This window comes from Marinilabilia sp., from assembly GCF_016278715.1.
Classification (GTDB): Bacteria; Bacteroidota; Bacteroidia; order Bacteroidales; family Marinilabiliaceae; genus Marinilabilia.
In genome coordinates this window covers 1-3,677 of sequence record NZ_JADQBH010000301.1, presented here as the reverse complement: position 1 = coordinate 3,677, position 3,677 = coordinate 1, and the positions used below count along the sequence as shown (strand labels likewise).

The window sequence follows — 3,677 nt, the reverse complement described above, 5'->3', positions numbered from 1 at the left end:
AGATAAAAGAGATGGAAGCTGCAGCTGTGGCCTGGGTTGCCCGATTACACAAAATTCCTTTGTTTTGTGTGAAAGCTGTAACAGATTTGATGGATTCGGGAATTCCCACTCATGAAGAGTTTGATCTGAATCTAAAGCTGGCAACCGGAAATCTTCGCGACGGGGTGAAAAAAATTATCGATTTTCTGGCAAACTAAGGCCGGCAATTCTTTTCAGGTATAGTTTCAGAAGCTCGGTTCCCCGATGCTTGCCGTATTGATAGTCCATATAGGATTTCTGTGGAAAGAATTCGCGAAACAGCATTTTTGCTTTGTTGTGAATGCCCGGAAGTCCCATTATTTCCTGGGCCACCATTGTTTTATGCTTTTTGCCCGGCTCTTGTTCTTCATGGAATAATATCTCGTCGGGGAAAGGTATCTCAAGTTGTGTTGCAGGTTCCTCATTCAGCAAGAGCGATGCCCACTGAAAAGGAGCCAGTATTTCTTTTTTTGCTTTGGGATTCAGTGCAAGTACAGAGGGGATAAAATCATTGTTGCGCTGGTTGCTTTGTAGAATTAGTGCAATGTCAAGTAACCATCCCAAACGCATCCCCCCCATTTTATATCCTTTAAAAGCATGTGTGGAAAGATGATAGGCCTGCATTCGGTCTTCAAATATCTGCACCTCAGGATATGCCGGGATCTTTTGGGTGTGTTGAAAAAGGTCAATGTCCTTCAGGTTCATTACACTACCCAGTGCAAAGAGTCTTTGATGAGGTTCAATCATTATGTTTTGCCAGGTGAGCGCCGATATGTGTGCGTGAACTTTATCATGAAGGTCAGAAATGGGTACATGTAACGGTTTGGCTCCCTTGTTCAATAATAGGTCCCTGAGATCGTACACCTGATGCGGAGGTACCAGAATATCCAGGTCTCCCATGGGGCGTAGTGCTTCTTCAGGATAAAGGCTGAAGGCCAGCGCTGTGCCTTTGAGTGGAATCACCTGAATACCCTCTGCATTTGCCAATTCCCTGATTTCTCTGAACACTTTCCACTTTTGCTGGTTCATTACCAGAGTTTGAAGATATTGCATCCGCATGGCCTGTTGAATGCTGTCCGGCCATTGAACCCCTTTGGAATCGTTACTGTTAAGTTTGTAATATATCCAGGGAACCAGCCCGTTTCTGGCGGCAAACCGATAAGCTTTATTTGCCCCTTCTTCGTTTAGATCCCTGTTTCCGAATAACTGAGGGCGAAAGGAGGCAATTTCAAAAATCAGATTGGCTTCTTCTGTTTGAAATGGTACCATTCCTGATAAGTATTATTTTGGATTGATGCAATTTTTGTTAGCAGTTGGAGTAAACCAACGCGCTATTGTGTCAGCTGTTAAAAGTACATTTTTTCTGCTGAAAGGTGAATGATTTGACCTTAAATGTATAACTTATGACCTCTAAAATCACTGTTGCCCGTTATATTGGAGTAAAGCACTCTTTTTTTTGACCGGACAGCAGTGGTCCAGTTTTATAATCCTTTAATTTTAAAACTTTTACACTATGCTCAAATATGTTAGAATACTTCAAAAAGGAATTATCTTTCTTCTCCTTTTTGTTATGTCGCTGATTCTTTTAGTTAGCACGGTCAACATCATTCTTAACGTTGTATTGGGCGCCATTACAGGGCCTGAAACTTTTTTTAATGCCCAGCGCCTGCAGTCGCTTTTTGGATTGTTTCTCATTATTCTGATTGGAATAGAATTACTCGACACAGTGAAGGCTTTCCTTGAGGAGGAAAAGATCCATGTGGAAATTGTGCTTTTAGTGGCGATGATTGCTTTGGCACGGAAAGTAATTATTTGGGATTTCTCTGAGTATGAAGTACAAGAATTGTATGGGGTTGCTGTTATGCTGCTTTCTTTGGCTATTTCTTATACATTAATCAAAGGTACCTGGATGAAAACTGCTTTGGAACGTTGGTTCTCATCTCGTAAGAAAAAAGAAGGCGTGGTGGAAGAAAGTCCGTTGGAACATCATGATTTTGCCCCCCCCAAGAAACTATAATCATTTTAAACAATGTATTAAACTGTTAATGTCTTTGGTGATTTTGTTGTTTAACTTTTTTAGGGCTTGACTTTGTTTCTATATTTTCGTAATTTAGATTTTCTTGTTTGTGGAAGAACAAAGCATCAGAAAATCAACTAAATAGAGAATGGCTTATTTAGAAAAGTTACAAATAAGACAAATGAATAGACGAAGGATTTTTTGCAATCGTTTATTTATTTAATATATTTGTTAGACAGAAAAAACAATTAAAAATCATACACCATGACATCAATTCAGTTTAACAACAGACTCTTGGGGCTTCAGGATAAACTCTTGTATTTTGCCCTTAGTTTAACTTCTAATGACGATGATGCGCATGATTTGTTGCAGGAAACTATTCTGAAAGCGCTCACTTATCGTAACCAGTTTGTGGCCAATACCAATTTTAAAGCATGGGTGTTTACCATCATGAAAAATACCTTTATTAATAACTATCGTCGAAATCAAAAAACCAGAAATACCTTTGACGGTTCAGACGACGCATTTAAACATGCTTTTAAAAAGAACTATGCTTCAGAAACACCCGAAATGGTACATTCGGTAACTGAAATGAATCAGTACATCGAGCAACTGGATGATGATTTCAGAATTCCCTTCAGAATGCACACCGATGGTTATAAATACAAAGAAATTGCTGAACAACTTGAACTTCCCATTGGAACCGTTAAAAGTCGGATATTTTTTACCCGTAAGAAGTTGCAGGAAATGTTGAGGGATCGTGAAGGTAGTTACGCAGTGTGATGTTTTTTTAAAATTCCAATAAGAGTAAAAGAGTACCCAAATAATAAAAGGGTTTTGGGTTTAGTGGATGAGTGGGCAACCGGCCAACTGTTTAGGCAGTGGTCGGTTGTTTTTTTTATTCGGTTTCGCCATCCCAGCCGGCCAACCGGGCTAAAATCCACCAAAATGCAATGGCTTTTCGGTTGGCTGTAATGTGTTGTGTGTTGTGCTCGCCATAGGCGACTTCTCCATTTGGGGATAATCTGTTCTGCCAGTAGCCGACGCCGGAGTCCTGCTTGTCTTGCCAATCAATGTAGAAGTTGCCTCCATAGCTTTTGGAGTAACCATTGTCATTGGTATCTTTCCAATAATTTCCTGCGATGTCGTGGGTGTCGATACTGTAATAATCAAGGCAGAACTGTTTATTCTCCAGACAATAATTGTTTATTAGTGCCGCCTGGTTTTCCGGCTTACCTTCGCCAATATTGTCGTTGCCATTTGCATGTCCGGTCATGAAAATAAAATGAACAGGATTGGCCCGTTGTCCTTCCTGATCACCGATTTTGGAGCCATTTTTCCCATATTCTGCTATTAATTGTGTCATTCCCGGCAAATAGTTCCCGGATACATCATGCCCGGCAATGTCACACCACGACCACATTATTACGTTTATATGAGCATTTGAAGGGTCGTTAAGAAAGTTCCTGGTTGCCTCAATGAATCCGGTTTCATCTGTGCTTAAATCAGTGGCAATTTCACCTTCTTCGGCATAATCTTCAAGGGCATTATCGTAGAAAGACAGTTTCCCGGCAACCTGTTTGTTTGCGGATACTGCAAAACGACTTTCATCACCGGATTTGTAATTGGGCAATCCGAAAAC

General features: G+C 40.5%; 4 protein-coding genes and 1 pseudogene. 3 read left to right on the top strand and 2 right to left on the bottom strand.

Translation table 11 applies throughout. From position 1 onward, the window contains the following. Positions 1-197 (top strand): annotated as a pseudogene (locus QZZ43_RS18320) (5'-methylthioadenosine nucleosidase); the annotation flags it as partial. On the opposite strand, the gene QZZ43_RS18315 reads toward QZZ43_RS18320, so the two are convergent. After that, the gene (locus tag QZZ43_RS18315; RefSeq protein ID WP_291862284.1) at positions 175-1,287 is read right to left on the bottom strand and encodes a nucleotidyltransferase family protein; all 1,113 of its coding nucleotides are present in this window, start codon (positions 1,285-1,287) and stop codon (positions 175-177) included. The pseudogene QZZ43_RS18320 and the gene QZZ43_RS18315 sit on opposite strands and share 23 nt — an antisense overlap. 244 nt (positions 1,288-1,531) lie before the next feature. Here QZZ43_RS18315 and QZZ43_RS18310 point away from each other — a divergent pair, with 244 nt between their 5' ends. Next, on the top strand, positions 1,532-2,035 hold the full coding sequence (locus QZZ43_RS18310; protein ID WP_291862282.1) for a phosphate-starvation-inducible PsiE family protein: 504 nt from the start codon (positions 1,532-1,534) through the stop codon (positions 2,033-2,035). 264 nt (positions 2,036-2,299) lie between these two features. Beyond that, positions 2,300-2,818, top strand: coding sequence for an RNA polymerase sigma factor (locus QZZ43_RS18305; protein WP_010663841.1), 519 nt, complete (start codon positions 2,300-2,302; stop codon positions 2,816-2,818). Positions 2,819-2,933: 115 nt separating this feature from the next. Here the strand turns inward: QZZ43_RS18305 and QZZ43_RS18300 are convergent. Further along, positions 2,934-3,677: hypothetical protein (locus QZZ43_RS18300; protein ID WP_291862277.1), on the bottom strand; the 744-nt coding region annotated here is incomplete at its 5' end.

Bases quoted from the DNA above. Each gene is read 5' to 3' on its own strand.
- QZZ43_RS18310 (WP_291862282.1), top strand. From the start codon at position 1,532: ATGCTCAAATATGTTAGAATACTTCAAAAAGGAATTATCTTTCTTCTC.
- QZZ43_RS18305 (WP_010663841.1), top strand. From the start codon at position 2,300: ATGACATCAATTCAGTTTAACAACAGACTCTTGGGGCTTCAGGATAAA.
- QZZ43_RS18315 (WP_291862284.1), bottom strand. From the start codon at position 1,287: ATGGTACCATTTCAAACAGAAGAAGCCAATCTGATTTTTGAAATTGCC.